General features: G+C 64.7%; 12 protein-coding genes. 9 read left to right on the forward strand and 3 right to left on the reverse strand.

The annotated features are described in order from the left end of the window. The first annotated feature begins 98 nt into the window (after positions 1–98). The 5 genes from LB520_RS18825 to LB520_RS18845 all read left to right on the forward strand — a co-directional run bounded on the left by LB520_RS18825 (position 99) and on the right by LB520_RS18845 (position 5579). Positions 99–1217 carry an ATP phosphoribosyltransferase regulatory subunit gene (locus LB520_RS18825; RefSeq protein ID WP_224638456.1) on the forward strand — a complete coding sequence of 373 codons (1119 nt, stop codon included), beginning with the start codon at positions 99–101 and terminating at the stop codon, positions 1215–1217. Then, positions 1214–1915, forward strand: coding sequence for an ATP phosphoribosyltransferase (gene hisG, locus LB520_RS18830; RefSeq protein WP_224638457.1), 702 nt, complete (start codon positions 1214–1216; stop codon positions 1913–1915). Before LB520_RS18825 ends, hisG begins: the two co-directional genes overlap by 4 nt. A gap of 86 nt (positions 1916–2001) precedes the next feature. Beyond that, positions 2002–3762 carry an AMP-binding protein gene (locus tag LB520_RS18835; protein WP_224638458.1) on the forward strand — a complete coding sequence of 587 codons (1761 nt, stop codon included), beginning with the start codon at positions 2002–2004 and terminating at the stop codon, positions 3760–3762. 10 nt (positions 3763–3772) lie between these two features. Continuing rightward, positions 3773–4396 (forward strand): poly-gamma-glutamate hydrolase family protein, encoded by a 624-nt coding sequence (locus LB520_RS18840; protein ID WP_224638459.1) that lies wholly within the window; start codon positions 3773–3775, stop codon positions 4394–4396. 136 nt (positions 4397–4532) lie between these two features. Beyond that, complete coding sequence (locus tag LB520_RS18845; protein ID WP_224638460.1) at positions 4533–5579, forward strand: calcium:proton antiporter; 1047 nt, start codon at positions 4533–4535, stop codon at positions 5577–5579. A 46-nt stretch (positions 5580–5625) separates the two neighbouring features. Here the strand turns inward: LB520_RS18845 and LB520_RS18850 are convergent, their stop codons facing one another. After that, positions 5626–6534 carry a hydrogen peroxide-inducible genes activator gene (locus LB520_RS18850; RefSeq protein ID WP_224638461.1) on the reverse strand — a complete coding sequence of 303 codons (909 nt, stop codon included), beginning with the start codon at positions 6532–6534 and terminating at the stop codon, positions 5626–5628. Between the two features lie 174 nt (positions 6535–6708). On the opposite strand from LB520_RS18850, the gene katG reads away from it, so the two are divergent. After that, the gene (katG, locus tag LB520_RS18855; RefSeq protein ID WP_224638462.1) at positions 6709–8916 is read left to right on the forward strand and encodes a catalase/peroxidase HPI; all 2208 of its coding nucleotides are present in this window, start codon (positions 6709–6711) and stop codon (positions 8914–8916) included. A 65-nt stretch (positions 8917–8981) separates the two neighbouring features. On the opposite strand, the gene LB520_RS18860 is transcribed toward katG, so the two are convergent. Then, entirely contained in the window at positions 8982–9659 is a 678-nt protein-coding gene (locus LB520_RS18860) for an MIP family channel protein (protein WP_224527544.1), read from the reverse strand. 333 nt (positions 9660–9992) lie between these two features. Here LB520_RS18860 and LB520_RS18865 point away from each other — a divergent pair, with 333 nt between their 5' ends. The 3 genes from LB520_RS18865 (at position 9993) to LB520_RS18875 (ending at position 12692) form a co-directional block, all read left to right on the forward strand. Beyond that, positions 9993–11285, forward strand: a complete 1293-nt coding sequence (locus tag LB520_RS18865) for an RsmB/NOP family class I SAM-dependent RNA methyltransferase (RefSeq protein WP_224638463.1) — start codon at positions 9993–9995, stop codon at positions 11283–11285. Positions 11286–11379: 94 nt separating this feature from the next. Continuing rightward, the gene (locus LB520_RS18870) at positions 11380–11841 is read left to right on the forward strand and encodes a PaaI family thioesterase (protein ID WP_140635058.1); all 462 of its coding nucleotides are present in this window, start codon (positions 11380–11382) and stop codon (positions 11839–11841) included. Between the two features lie 212 nt (positions 11842–12053). Then, a complete protein-coding gene (locus LB520_RS18875) occupies positions 12054–12692 on the forward strand; it encodes a 5'-methylthioadenosine/S-adenosylhomocysteine nucleosidase (protein WP_224638464.1) in 639 nt (212 codons plus the stop codon). Positions 12693–12703: 11 nt separating this feature from the next. Here LB520_RS18875 and LB520_RS18880 read toward each other — a convergent pair whose 3' ends face one another. Then, positions 12704–13021 (reverse strand): hypothetical protein, encoded by a 318-nt coding sequence (locus LB520_RS18880; RefSeq protein ID WP_224527552.1) that lies wholly within the window; start codon positions 13019–13021, stop codon positions 12704–12706. Between the last annotated feature and the right edge of the window lie 30 nt (positions 13022–13051).

A 13051-nucleotide genomic window follows, 5' to 3' on the forward strand; every position in this document is an offset into this window, starting at 1 on the left:
TCCAGGGTACGCCAACGTCTCACTCCGCTGGAGCACCCCTCATCCGTCGCCTTCGGCGACACCTTCTCCCACAAGGGGAGAAGGGGAAGGGGCGCCGCATGACCTCCCGTCCCGCCATCGCCGGCGACATCGTCGAACTATTCGCCACCCGCGAAACCCACGCCGTGGAAGTCGCCGTGCTGCAGCCTGCCGACCCGTTCCTCGACATGGCCGGTGAAGACCTGCGCCGCCGCATCTTCCTGACCGAAAGCGAGACCGGCAAGACGCTGTGCCTGCGGCCCGAATTCACCATTCCGGTCTGCCTCGACCACATCGCCAGCCAGGCCGGCACGCCGCGCCGCTATTCTTATCTCGGCGAGGTGTTCCGCCAGCGCCGCGACGGCGGCAACGAGTTCTTCCAGGCCGGCATCGAGGATCTCGGCGACCGCGACACGGCCGCCGCCGATGCCCGCTCGCTGGCCGACGCCCATGCGCTGCTGTCGCTGGTGCTGCCCGGCCGGAAGCTCGCCGTCACGCTTGGTGACCAGACTTTGTTTGAGGCGGTGCTGGCCGCGCTCGGCCTGCCGCGCGGCTGGCGCATGCGCCTGGCGCGCGCCTTCGGCTCGGCGCCGATGCTGGAGGCCGCCCTTGCCGATCTCGCCAATCCGCCGCGCAACAGTCAGCTTTCCGGTCCGGTCGCGCTGCTGGTGCTCGACGGCGATGTGGAAGGCCTTGCCGCGCATATTGCCGACGGCATGGAGGAAGCCGGGCTGTCGGCGTCATCCGGCCGCGCCCCTGCCGACATTGCGCGCCGGCTGATCGAGAAAGCGCAACTGCGCAGCGTGCGGCTGTCCGACGAGGCCTTCTCGGCGTTGAAGGGCTTTCTCGAGATCGACGTCGCGCTCAGCGACGCGACCGCGGCGCTGGAAAAATTCGCCGCCGATGCCGGCCTGTCGCTGGGACCGGCGCTGGCGAATTTCGACGCCCGCGCCAAGGCGATCGAGGCGCATGGGCTGTCGGCGGCAGAAATCCGCTATGACGCCGCCTTCGGCCGCCCGCTGGATTACTACACCGGCCTGGTCTTCGAGATCGCGGCGGCGGATGGCGATCGGCCGCTGGTCGGCGGCGGTCGCTACGACCGGCTGCTGACGCTGCTGGGAGCAAAAAAGCCGATTCCCGGCGTCGGCTTCTCGGTTTGGCTCGATCGCATCGAAGCCTTGCGGGAGAACGCCAAATGATCACGCTGGCGATCCCCTCGAAGGGCCGTCTCAAGGAGCAGTCGCTCGAAGTGCTGGCCAAGGCCGGCCTGGCCGTCACCTTGCCAGAGGACGACCGCAAATACCGCGCCCGCATCGACGGTCTCGGCAATGTCGAGGTGGCCTTCCTGTCCGCGTCCGAGATCGCCGGCGAGATCGGCCAGGGCGCGGTCGATCTCGGCATCACCGGCGAGGACCTTTTGCGCGAGAACCTCGCCGACTGGGAAGCGTGCGCGGAGATCGTCGCCCGCCTCGGCTTCGGCCATGCCGATGTCGTGGTGGCGGTGCCCGACATCTGGCTGGACGTCGACAGCATGGCCGACCTCGATGATGTCGCCGCCGATTTCCGCCAGCGCCATGGCCGGAGGCTCAGGATCGCCACCAAGTACTGGCGGCTGACGCAGCAGTTCTTTTCGCTCAAGCATGGCATCCAGGTCTACCGCATCGTCGAAAGCCTCGGCGCCACCGAAGGCGCACCGGCCGCGGGGCTGGCCGACGTCATCGTCGACATCACCACCACCGGCTCAACGCTTCGCGCCAACCACCTCAAGGTGCTGGGCGACGGTGTGATCCTGAAGTCGCAGGCTTGCCTCGTTGCTTCGAAGAAGCAGCGCGATGCGGCCGACGAAGCGGTCTTGCGCGACATCGCCGCGAAGATGAGCGTCCTTCCTCCTCCCTGAGCGCCCTCAAGCAGAGGGGGACCATTGACGGATTTCCACCGTCCCCATCGGCTGATAGGCTGGCTTATCCCGGGAGGAGAACGGCGATGGCGATCAAACTCGACGAGCTCATGAACGCCACCAACCTGCGCAAGACGCGCAACAGCTTCGTTGCTCCGGTTGGCGGCAAGGCGCATGTGTCGGGAGACCGGTCGGTGCCGCTGCTCGACAAGACCATTCCGGAATTGTTTTCCGATACGGTGAGCAGATACGCGACGCTCGACGCCGCCGTTTTCGTCGGCCAGGACAAGCGTTTCACCTGGAGCGAGTTGTCGGACGCGGTCGACGCCTTGGCCGCCGGTTTCCTGGCGCTCGGCCTCGAAAAAGGCGACCGCGTCGGCATCTGGTCGCCGAACCGCTGGGAATGGCTGGTGACGCAGTTCGCCACCGCCCGCATCGGCCTGATTCTGGTCAACATCAACCCGGCCTACCGGCTGACCGAGCTCGAATACGCGCTGAACAAAGTCAGCTGCAAGGCATTGGTCACCGCCGCGCAGTTCAAGACCTCCGACTATCTCGGCATGATCGAGACATTGGCGCCGGAGATCGCCAAGGCGGAGCCCGGCAAGCTCAAGGCCAAGAAACTGCCGGCGCTGGAAACAGTCATCCGGATGGGCGACGACAACTCGCCCGGCATGTTCAATTTCGGCGACGTGCTCGCAATGGCCGGTCGCGACGAGCATGACAGCCTCGACCGCATCTCCGAAGGGCTGAAGCCCGGCGAGGCCATCAACATCCAGTTCACCTCAGGCACGACCGGCGCGCCGAAAGGCGCGACGCTGACGCATTCCAACATCGTCAACAACGGCAATTTCGTCACCTCGGCCATAAAACTCACCACCGAAGACCGGCTCTGCATTCCGGTGCCGCTCTATCACTGCTTCGGCATGTCGATGGGCACGATGGGCTGCGTGTCGAAAGGCGCGACAATGGTCTTCCCGGGCGAAGGCTTCGATGCCGGCGTGACGCTGAAAGCGGTGGCGCAGGAGCGCTGCACCGGTCTCTATGGCGTGCCGACCATGTTCGTCGCCATGCTCGACCATGCGGATTTTTCGAGCTTCGATCTCTCCAGCCTGCGCACCGGCATCATGGCCGGCTCGCCTTGCCCGATCGAGGTGATGAAGAAGGTGGTGTCGCTGATGCATATGAGCCAGGTGACCATCGCCTATGGCATGACGGAGACCAGTCCCGTCTCCTTCCAGAGCAGCGTCGACGATCCGCTGGAAAAGCGCGTCTCCACTGTCGGCCGCATCCACCCCCATGTCGAGGTCAAGGCGATCGGCGCCGACGGCGGCACCGTCGCGGTCGGCGAGCCGGGCGAGCTCTGCACGCGCGGCTATTCGGTGATGAAGGGCTATTGGGACGACGCCGAAAAGACCCGTGAGGCGATCGACGTCGACGGCTGGATGCACACAGGCGACCTCGCCACGATCGACGCCGAGGGCTATTGCAACATCGTCGGCCGGGTGAAGGACATGGTCATCCGCGGCGGCGAGAACGTCTACCCTCGCGAGGTCGAGGAATTCCTCTACCGCCATCCGAAAATAAAGGAAGTGCAGGTCTTCGGCATCCCGGACGACAAATATGGCGAGGAGCTCTGCGCCTGGATCGTGCTGAAGCCCGATCAGATCGCCACCGCCGAGGAGATCAAGGCCTTCTGCGCCGGCCAGATCGCGCACTACAAGGTGCCGCGCTACATCCGCTTCCGCACCGAGCTGCCGATGACGGTGACCGGCAAGCCGCAGAAGTTCCTGATGCGCGAGGCGATGGTGGAGGAGCTCGGGCTGGTGGCGCAGAAGACGGCGTGAAACGGCATTTATGGACAACGAGTTTCCAAATTTCGCGGCGCTGAGAGCCGCCAAAATTGAAAACGTGGATTATCGCATCGTCGTCCGGCGGGGCGCGCGAACCGGAAGTGCCATCGTCATGGCCCCGCATGGCGGCAAAATCGAGCCTCGCACCTCCCTGATCGCCGAGACGATAGCAGGGGCCGATCTCGATATGTATTGCTTTGAAGGGCTCATGCCGGAAAGCAACCGGGAGCTGCACATAACGTCCAGGAACTTTGACGAGGCAACCGCGCTCGAACTGTTGCGGACGAAATCCACCGTCGTCGCTATCCACGGCCGTCAGGATCGCGACGATCCCTCGACAGTCTACCTGGGCGGCAAGGACGCCGGTCTGGTTTCAGAGATAGCCGGGCGTCTGCAGGAGGCCGGTTTCCAGACAAAAAGAGACAATCACCCCTTTCCCGGTATCCAGGATTCGAACATCGTCAACCGCGGGCTGACGGGGAAGGGAGCGCAGCTGGAAGTGCCCTTCTCGCTGCGCCGCCGACTGGGCAACGAGCCGGAGCTTCTGGAAAAATTCTGTGGGGCGGTTCGCAAGGCCATCGAGACATTCGACGCCATGAACGGCGCCCAGTCCCCAATCATGTTTTGAATACTGCAACGATGCCCGTGATGCTCCCCACGCGCTTTTCCGCTAAGTTCGCGTAAACGCCTGGCGTTCGGGGGCTTTGATGACTGGCTACGCGCGATCGGTGATTTCCTACACGATGCCGTTGGCGGCGCTGGCTATGGCTTTCGCGGTCAGGGGCAGCGGCTTTTCGGTCGACGAAGGGTCACTGAACGCCAGGATACTCGTTGGGGTGCTGTCGAGCGCCATCATGTTCACCACCATTTTCGTTGTGCTCGACCACGCCGAGGCAGTCGCCTTGCGCGTCGGCGAGCCCTATGGAACTTTGGTGCTGACTTTTGCGGTGACGGCAATCGAAGTGTCGATCATCGTCTCCATGATGCTGCATGGAGAAAACAACCCGACGCTGGCGCGCGAGTCCGTTTTCTCGACGGTGATGATCACCTCCACCGGCGTCGTCGGCATCTGTCTCACGCTTGGCGGCTGGCGCTACCGCAAGCAGGCGATCCTGCGGCAAGGCACCAGCGCATACCTATCGGTTCTGATCGCGCTGACCGTGATGACGCTTATTCTTCCGACCTACACCCAGGCCACGGATCCCGGCACGTTCTCGGCGGCTCAGCTTGGTTTCGTAAGCGTTCTCTCTGTGCTGCTCTATGCGAGCTTCGTATTCGCCCAGACCGTCCGGCACCGGGAGGACTTCGTCCAGGGACAGGCGCACGACGCTCCGACGCGAACTGCAACCCAAGGAAGCATTTTGATCAGCACCCTGCTGCTGCTGAGCGGGCTCGTCGGCATTGTCCTGCTCGCCGAGCAGGTCGCCGCGAGCGTGGAGGATGCGCTCGCCGCCTATCAGGTGATCCAGGCCGACAGCATCGTAGGGGCAATGATCGCGGCGCTGGTTTTGATGCCGGAGGCGATCTCGGCGATCCGCGCCTCCTTCAAGAATGAACTGCAGCGCAGCCTGAACGTCGCGATGGGCTCGGCCTGCGCAACGATCGGCTTGACGATACCGGCAGTCGCCGCCGCTAGCCTGCTGACGGGCAGGGGGTTGACCTTGGGGCTCCCGGCGTCCGATGCCGTGCTTCTGGTGCTGGCGCTTTTTATCTGCAGCGTCAGCTTCAGCACCGAAAGAACGACGTTCCTGACCGGCATGGTGCATGTCGTGGTGTTTTTCACCTATGTGTTTCTGATCTTTGTGCCGTGAAGTGCGGGCCGGCGGGCGCAGGGATGGAGATGCATCGAAGCGCGCTTCACACCCCCAGCACCGCCCGCTCCAGCCCGCGTATGATCCGCGCCAGTTCCACGCACTCGTCCTGGCGCACCTTGTTCTTGCGCCAGGCCATGCAGATCATGCGCTGCGGCATCGGCTCCTGGAACGGCACGATCCTCAGGTCCGGCATGACGCCGGCGGCACTCGCCGCCATTTCCGGCACCAGCGTGACGCCCAGCCCATGCGCCACCATCTGCAGGAGCGTCGTCAGGCTGGTCGCGCCGTAGCTTGCCATCGCCACCGGCCGCACATTGCCGCAGACGGCAAGAGCCTGCTCGCGCAGGCAGTGGCCTTCCTCCAGAAGCATCAGCCGCTCCAGCGCCGAGCTTTCGGGCGGCACCGGCGGCGACGCGAAGGCCGGATCGCCGGCGGGAACGGCGAGGAAGAAGCGGTCGGGAAAAAGCGCTTCGGTGACGATCGCCGGCTGATCGAGCGGGAAGGCCGCGATGAAGGCGTCGAGCCGGCCGGACGTCGCGTCCTCGACCAGCGACGCGGTCACCGCCTCGCGCAGTTCGAGCTGCAGGGCAGGGTAGTGCTTTTTCAGCTCCGGGAGCACATGCGGCAGGAGATAGGGCGCGACCGTCGGGATGATGCCCAGCCGGAAGCGTCCTTCCATGGTCGGGCGGCCGCGCCGGGCAGTCGTCTCGACGTCACGTATATCCGCCAGAATGCGCTCGATACGCGGCTGCAGGGCAAGCGCCTCGTCGGTCATGCGCACCGTCTTGCCGCCGCGTTCGAACAACAGACAGTTCAGCCGGTCTTCCATCTCGGCGATCTGCGCGGAAAGGGCCGGCTGGCTGACGCCGGCAAGCTTCGCCGCGCGGCCGAAATGCAGCGTCTGCGCCAGCGCGTCGAAATATTGCATTTGCCGGACAGTGAGGCCAATCATAAGAAAATCCTATCAAACGAAACAGGAAAGGCAATTTGTCTTTATCGGCGGGCCGGCCTAGTCTGGAATCATTCCAGGTTGGCGCGGCCAGCGGCTGCCCCCGAAAATTTCGGGAAAAATCAACCTCGGCAAAATTCAACCACGGCAAAACCTCGGCAGAATCGGGAGACTAAGATGGACGCGAAAACCGACGACAACAGCGCTGGCAAATGCCCGGTGGCGCATGGATCCGCACGGACCAACCGCGACTGGTGGCCGAATCAGCTCGATCTTGCCGTTCTCCACCAGCAGTCGAACCTCTCGGACCCGATGGATGAAGATTTCGACTACGCCAAGGAGTTCGCAAGCCTCGACCTTGATGCGCTGATCGCAGACCTGCACAAGGTCATGACGGATTCGCAGGACTGGTGGCCAGCGGACTTCGGCCATTACGGCCCGCTCTTCATCCGCATGGCTTGGCACAGCGCCGGCACATATCGCATCGGCGACGGCCGCGGCGGCGCCGGCGCCGGTCAGCAGCGTTTCGCGCCGCTGAACAGCTGGCCGGACAACGCCAATCTCGACAAGGCGCGCCGGCTGCTGTGGCCGGTCAAGCAGAAATACGGCCGCAAGATTTCCTGGGCCGACCTTCTGATCCTCACCGGCAACGTCGCGCTGGAATCGATGGGCTTCAAGACCTTCGGCTTCGCCGGCGGCCGCGCCGACGTGTGGGAGCCGGAGCAGGACGTGGACTGGGGCTCCGAAACCAAGTGGCTTGGCGACGAGCGCTATTCGGGCGACCGTGAGCTTCGCGGCCATCTCGGCGCCGTGCAAATGGGCCTGATCTACGTCAACCCGGAAGGCCCGAACGGCAAGCCGGATCCGGTCGCGGCCGCGCGCGACATCCGCGAGACCTTCGGTCGTATGGCGATGAACGACGAGGAAACCGTGGCGCTGATCGCCGGCGGCCACACTTTCGGCAAAACGCACGGCGCCGGTGACGCCTCGCTGGTGGGCGCCGAGCCGGAGGGCGCCGGCATCGAGGCGCAGGGCCTCGGCTGGTCGAGCAAATATGCCTCCGGCATTGCCGGCGACGCCATCACCTCGGGCCTCGAGGTCACCTGGACGACGACGCCGACCAAATGGAGCAACAATTTCTTCGACAATCTCTTCAACTATGAATGGGAGCTGACGAAGAGCCCGGCTGGCGCGCATCAATGGACGCCGAAAGGCGGCGCCGGCGCCGGCACTGTTCCGGATGCGCACAATCCCTCCAAGCGTCACGCGCCGGCCATGCTCACCACCGACCTCGCGCTGCGTTTCGACCCGGCCTATGAGAAGATCTCGCGCCGCTTCCACCAGAACCCGGACCAGTTCGCCGACGCCTTCGCCCGCGCCTGGTTCAAGCTCACGCACCGCGACATGGGCCCGGTCGTGCGCTATCTCGGCCCGCTCGTGCCCAAGGAAGAGCTGATCTGGCAGGATCCGATCCCGGCCATCGACCATGAGCTGGTGAGCGAGGCCGACATCGCTGCGCTCAAGGCGAAGATCCTGGCCTCCGGCCTGTCGGTATCCGAGCTGGTCTCGACCGCCTGGGCCTCGGCCTCGACCTTCCGCGGCTCGGACAAGCGCGGCGGCGCCAATGGCGGCCGCATCCGTCTGGCGCCCCAGAAGGACTGGGAGGTCAACGAGCCGGCTCAGCTCGCCAAGGTGCTGGCCAAGCTGGAAGCCATCCAGAAGGAGTTCAACACCGCGCAGGCCGGCGGCAAGAAGGTCTCGCTCGCCGACCTCATCGTGCTTGGCGGCGTCGCCGCGGTCGAGAAGGCGGCGAAGGACGGCAGCACGGAAGTCAAGGTACCCTTCACGCCGGGCCGCATGGACGCTTCGCAGGAGCAGACGGACGTCGCCTCCTTCGCCGCGCTGGAGCCGAAGGTAGACGGCTTCCGCAACTATGCCCGCGGCAGGTTGCCGATGTCGGTCGAAGCGATGCTGGTCGACCGCGCCCAGTTGCTGACGCTGACCGCGCCGGAAATGACGGTACTGGTCGGCGGCCTGCGCGTGCTCGGTGCCAATGCCGGCGGTTCCAAGCATGGCGTCTTCACCGACAGGCCTGGCCAGCTCACCAACGACTTCTTCGTCAACCTGCTCTCGATGGCGACCGTTTGGGATCCGGCGGCCGGGTCAGAGCCGGGCTCGGACGAGGTTTACGAAGCGCGCGACCGCAAGACCAAGGAGGTCAAGTGGACCGGCACCCGCGCCGACCTGATCTTCGGCTCGCACGCGCAGCTGCGTGCGCTCTCCGAAGTCTACGCCTCGGCCGACGCCAAGGCCAAGTTCGTCAAGGATTTCGTCAAGGCGTGGACGAAGGTGATGAACGCCGACCGCTTCGACATCGCGAGATAAGGTCGTACCTCCCAAGCAAAAAAGGCGCGGGTCATGCCCGCGCCTTTTACTTTATCGAACTGCGGTCAGTCTTTTTCGAAGACGCCGGCCTTGGCGACGACGCCGGCAATCGCGCCGCCGACCAGCGGCGCGACGATGAACAGCCAGAGCTGGCTGAGCGCAGCGCCGCCCGAAAACAGCGCCGGGCCGATCGAGCGCGCCGGATTGACCGAGGTGCCGGTCACCGGGATCATGGCGAAGTGGATGCCCGCCAGCGTCAGTCCGATGGCCAGGCCGGCAAAGGCGGTGGTGTGCTTGGCGTTGGTGACGCCGAGGATCACGGTGACGAAGGTGAAGGTGCCGATCAGCTCCCACAGGAAGGCTGAGCTCATGCCCCATTTCGTTTCGTCCCAGCCATTGGCGCCGAAGCCGCCGATGTGGCCGCCGACCTGGCCGGAAACGATGATCCACAGCGCCAGCGAGGCGATGATGGCGCCAATGATCTGCGCGATCCAGTAGGGGACGACATCCTTGGCCGGCATCCGCCCCGCCAGGAACACGCCGAGCGTCACCGCCGGATTGAGATGCGCGCCCGAGATCGGGCCGATCGCATAGGCCGCGGCGATCAGGCCGATGCCGAACGCCAGGCCGATGCCTTCCTGTCCGAGCGGCAGCGCGCCGCCGAAGCCGCCCGTGACCACGGAGGCGGTGCCGATGAACACCAACAGAAACGTGCCGAGAACTTCTGCCAGATAAGTCTTCATTGCCCTCTCCTCATAGGATCCGTCGAAACCGCGTTTCCTGCGTCGCGAATCACTACCGGAAGAGTATTCCTGCCGGAAACACTTGAAAAGCTTGGAGGTTAAGCCGGTTTGCTTTCTTGCAGGCGTCAATCAAAAACATTAGAAGTCTTTCATGTTCTGATCGATTGTTCTTGTTTCCTGACTCGGGCTCCCACCAACGGAAAAATCGTTCGGCCAAATCGGCCGGTCTTGAAACGCCATTTCATCGGCAAACCGAACGGAACTGTTTCAATCCTGGCCGGAAAGGCTTTATGAGCGGGCTGGAACCGATTTGTAACAGCTACGGAAAACGGGATGCGACTGGGCGGAAGGCTGGCGGCGGCCATAGAGGTTCTTGAAGACATCGGCCGGCGCCACCGGCCGGTGGCCGACGCCCTGCGCGACTGGGGCCTGTCGCATCGTTTCGCCGGCGGCGGCGACCGCGCCGCGATCGGCAACATCGTTTATGATGCGCTGCGCCGCAAACGCTCGGCCGGCTGGCTGTTCGGCGAAGACACGCCGCGCGCTATCGGCTTCGGCGCGCTTCTGTTGGAATGGGGCCAGACGGCGCAGTCGCTCAACGACGCGCTCGACGGCGACAAATTCGCGCCGCCGCTGCTCAGCGCGTCCGAGTTGAAAGCGGCTGCCGAGCGCAGGCTTGGCGAGGCCCCCGATGTGGTACGGGCCGATATCCCGGACTGGTGCGCGCCGCTGCTCGAGCAAGCCTATGGCAACGCCTGGGTCAAGGAAGGCGCCGCCCTGGCGCAGCGCCCGCCGCTGGACCTGAGGGTCAACACGCTCCAGGCCGATCGCGCCAAGGTGCTGGCCGAGCTCCAGGGCACTGGAGCCGCGCCAACGGCGATCGCGCCGCATGGCATCCGCATCCCGCCGATCGACGGCGACGGCCGGCATCCGAACGTGCAGGCCGAGCCTGCCTTCCAGAAAGGCTGGTTCGAGGTGCAGGACGAAGGCTCGCAGCTTGCCGCCGCGCTTGCCGGCGCCGAGCCCGGCATGCAGGTGCTCGATTATTGCGCCGGCGCCGGCGGCAAGACGCTGGCGCTGTCGGCCGAGATGGACAATCGGGGCCAGCTCTTTGCCCATGACGCGGAGAAGGTGCGGCTGGCGCCGATCTTCGAGCGCATCCGCCGCTCACACAACCGCAACGTCCAGGTCGTCAGCAAGCCCGCGGAGCTTGCGCCGCTCACCAACCATATGGACATCGTGCTGATCGACGCGCCCTGCACCGGCAGCGGTACCTGGCGGCGGCGGCCCGACGCCAAATGGCGTTTGACGGAAAGGCAGCTCGATGCCCGCAAGGCAGAACAGCACGCGATCCTCGACACCGCGCAAGCCTTCGTCAAGCCGGGCGGCCTGCTGGTCTACATCACCTGTTCGGTGTTCGACGCCGAGAACGGCGAGCAGGTCGCCGCATTCCGCGAACGCCATGCAGGCTTCGCGCCGGTCGATCATCGCCAGCTGTGGGACAGCCGCTTCCCGGGCCATGAAGGGGCCGCGCGCATTGCCGATACCGGCGGTATCTCGCTGTCGCCGGCGCTCAGCGGCACCGACGGGTTCTATCTCCACGCCTTGCGCAGGACTGCCTCTTGAAGACAGCCGGGCTTTTGTTGCGCTGCAGCATAAAAGATTGCCTGTCTTGCCTGGCTCTGCAATAAACTTCGCCAGCAATGTGAGGCAAAGCGCCATGGCGGCAGCCAAGATCGTACCCGCTCCGGATTTTGAGGAACGCGTCAGGGCGTCCTTTGCCCGCCAGGAGGCGATGGCGACAATCGGCGCCGAACTGACACTGGTGACGCCCGGCATCATCGAGATCGAGATGCCGTATTCCGCCTCGCTGACCCAGCAGCACGGTTTCCTGCATGCCGGCGTCATCTCCACCGCGTTGGACTCCGCCTGCGGTTACGCGGCCTTTTCGCTGATGCCGGAGAATTCCGGCGTGCTGACCATCGAGTTCAAGGTGAACCTGCTCGCGCCGGGCAGGGGCGAGCGGTTCCTGTTCCGCGGCTCCGTGACCAAACCCGGCCGCACCATCATCGTCGCCGACGGCCAGGCCTACGCCTTCGCCGCCGACGGCGAGGCCAAGCTGATCGCCACCATGACCGGCACTATGATGACGGTGGTCGGCCGCGACGGGATAGAGGGGTGAGGAGCGGTCCGCGCAGCGGACGAAAAGCCCCCAAATGGGCTTTTCGAGCGACGAACGCCCAGAGCCATAGCGAAGGGCCGGCAGGCGGTCCGCGCAGCGGTCGAAAAGCCCCCAAATGGGCTTTTCGAGCGACGAACGCCCGGAGCCATAGCGAAGGCGTCGAGAGCACGGCGTCCCTTTCGCGTCGTCGTAGCAAATAGGGGTAAAGCTTCATGACTATCGAAGTGTCACGCCTGTCGCAAAAATCCGTTCTCTTCGTCATGGCGGTCGAGGCCGAATACGGTCCGCACCTGAAAAACCTGTTCACGCCGCTGATGACCGGGGTCGGTCCGGTCGAGGCCGGGGTCAGGCTGGGCGCCGAGCTCGCGGCGTTGAAGGCTGAAGGCGCGCTTCCGGACCTGGTCGTCTCGCTAGGCTCGGCCGGCAGCCGCAGGCTGGAGCAGACCGAGATCTACCAGGCCGTGTCGGTGAGCTATCGCGACATGGATGCTTCGCCGCTCGGCTTCGAGAAGGGCGCGACGCCTTTCCTCGAACTGCCGGTGTCGGTGCCGCTGCCCTTCGTCATTCCAGGCATCAAGACCGCCACGCTCTCGACCGGCGGCGCGATCGTCTCCGGCGTTGCCTATGACGCCATAGATGCCGACATGGTCGACATGGAGACCTTCGCCTGCCTGCGTGCCTGCCAGCTGTTCGGTTTGCCGCTGATTGGGCTCCGCGGCATTTCCGACGGCGCGGCCGATCTCAGGCACGTCAACGACTGGACGGAATATCTGCACGTCATCGACGAGAAGCTCGCCGCGGCCGTCGCCCTGCTGGAACAGGCGATCGGCGGCGGCCTGCTTGGTGGCTGACTGCCGTTGGATCAGGCAGCAAGGCGTTGCGGATCGCCGAAATCGATGCGTGAAATGCGTCCACGGGAGGCGCCTGTCGCATCGATATAGTCGATTGCCCCCGCTGTATGATCGAGTTTCCACGCGCCGGCGGGGCCGTTTTTCCATTCGACCTTGTAGCCGTCGTCAAGCAGCGTCCAGGTCCCGTGAAAGCGCGTGCCATCCGGCAGGAGCATGTGCGCCCGATCGTCGGTTTCATAGTGGATGAAGGCGTTCTTGCCGCCCATATCGATGACATGCGTGGTTCCGACCATGATAATGGCCAGCGTGTCCCTGTTCAGTATCGTCATTGTTCCTGTCCGCGGGTTTGCGTTTCTCGA

It is taken from the genome of Mesorhizobium sp. CA12 (assembly GCF_020165255.1).
In the GTDB taxonomy this organism is placed as follows: domain Bacteria; phylum Pseudomonadota; class Alphaproteobacteria; order Rhizobiales; family Rhizobiaceae; genus Mesorhizobium.

What these genes read in the sequence shown, in the direction of transcription:
- hisG (WP_224638457.1), top strand. Translation starts at nt 1,214, where the DNA reads ATGATCACGCTGGCGATCCCCTCGAAGGGCCGTCTCAAGGAGCAGTCG.
- LB520_RS18860 (WP_224527544.1), bottom strand. Translation starts at nt 9,659, where the DNA reads ATGAAGACTTATCTGGCAGAAGTTCTCGGCACGTTTCTGTTGGTGTTC.
- LB520_RS18880 (WP_224527552.1), bottom strand. Translation starts at nt 13,021, where the DNA reads ATGACGATACTGAACAGGGACACGCTGGCCATTATCATGGTCGGAACC.
- LB520_RS18845 (WP_224638460.1), top strand. Translation starts at nt 4,533, where the DNA reads ATGGCTTTCGCGGTCAGGGGCAGCGGCTTTTCGGTCGACGAAGGGTCA.
- LB520_RS18875 (WP_224638464.1), top strand. Translation starts at nt 12,054, where the DNA reads ATGACTATCGAAGTGTCACGCCTGTCGCAAAAATCCGTTCTCTTCGTC.
- LB520_RS18840 (WP_224638459.1), top strand. Translation starts at nt 3,773, where the DNA reads ATGGACAACGAGTTTCCAAATTTCGCGGCGCTGAGAGCCGCCAAAATT.
- LB520_RS18825 (WP_224638456.1), top strand. Translation starts at nt 99, where the DNA reads ATGACCTCCCGTCCCGCCATCGCCGGCGACATCGTCGAACTATTCGCC.
- katG (WP_224638462.1), top strand. Translation starts at nt 6,709, where the DNA reads ATGGACGCGAAAACCGACGACAACAGCGCTGGCAAATGCCCGGTGGCG.
- LB520_RS18870 (WP_140635058.1), top strand. Translation starts at nt 11,380, where the DNA reads ATGGCGGCAGCCAAGATCGTACCCGCTCCGGATTTTGAGGAACGCGTC.
- LB520_RS18850 (WP_224638461.1), bottom strand. Translation starts at nt 6,534, where the DNA reads ATGATTGGCCTCACTGTCCGGCAAATGCAATATTTCGACGCGCTGGCG.
- LB520_RS18835 (WP_224638458.1), top strand. Translation starts at nt 2,002, where the DNA reads ATGGCGATCAAACTCGACGAGCTCATGAACGCCACCAACCTGCGCAAG.
- LB520_RS18865 (WP_224638463.1), top strand. Translation starts at nt 9,993, where the DNA reads ATGCGACTGGGCGGAAGGCTGGCGGCGGCCATAGAGGTTCTTGAAGAC.